Genomic DNA, 404 nt, shown 5'->3' on the forward strand with positions numbered 1-404 from the left:
CCCATCGGTATCGGCTACAGCCAACAAAGTGAAGCGTCCCTATCTCTCCAGGCTTGGCGTCGTGGGCCGCTGGGTTCAAGAGAAAGGAAAGCCGCGCCGAATTGCCCTCGATATTCAACTCAACATCGGGAGCACTCGACTCGGCGTTCCAGTCGAGGCTCAGGCGCCGGAAAGTCAACTCGCTCATGCATCGATATTGCACGCCGACGCGGCACCTTCCACCCACCGAGCGTGCTGCAGGACCAGTCTTTGCTGTGTTGGGATGTCGCTCAGTCCTTATGGGTTCCCGGCGCCGCCTCCGCCCTGCGCCGCCGGATCGCTTCGGCGACGAACACGCGCGACAGCGCATGGTAGAGCGGCTCGTAGGAGATCAGCCGCGCCGTGCCGTAACCCAGCACCGCCGC

The 404-nt window shown here is 63.4% G+C and carries 1 pseudogene; it reads right to left on the reverse strand.

What is annotated here, in order from left to right:
• Window positions 1–187, reverse strand: a pseudogene (locus EN808_RS36845) (hypothetical protein); the annotation flags it as partial.
• Window positions 188–404: the final 217 nt, after the last annotated feature.

It is taken from the genome of Mesorhizobium sp. M8A.F.Ca.ET.165.01.1.1 (assembly GCF_004792065.1).
Lineage (GTDB): Bacteria > Pseudomonadota > Alphaproteobacteria > Rhizobiales > Rhizobiaceae > Mesorhizobium.